The organism is Bacillus sp. mrc49, assembly GCF_002803435.1.
Map to the genome: position 1 here is coordinate 1 of NZ_PHNG01000360.1, position 332 is coordinate 332.

Below are 332 nucleotides of genomic sequence, written 5' to 3' on the forward strand. Positions count from 1 at the left end.
CGACGATGATGAACGCATATAAGCTCGCAAATGTCGGGGCCACAACGGCTGCGGCTCTTTTTAATGGCGTCCTTATGGCTAACCCTATCGGCCTAATTGTGGTAGCCCTGGCGGCTTTGACTGCGGGGATTATTTACGTATGGCGGAACTTCGATACGGTGAAGGCGAAAACGATCGAGCTATGGAATAAACTCGGTTATCTAAAGGGAGCTGTTTTAGCGCTACTCGGTCCATTCGGATCAATCGTCGGAATAGGTGTGGCTATTTATCGCAACTTTGACACGATAAAGAGTAAGGCTGGCGAGATGGTTAACTCGGTTATTTCCGGAGTA

At 48.8% G+C, this 332-nt stretch carries 1 pseudogene; it reads left to right on the forward strand.

Annotated elements, in window-relative coordinates:
- A pseudogene (locus tag CVN76_RS02315) lies at positions 1 to 332 on the forward strand (hypothetical protein); the annotation flags it as partial.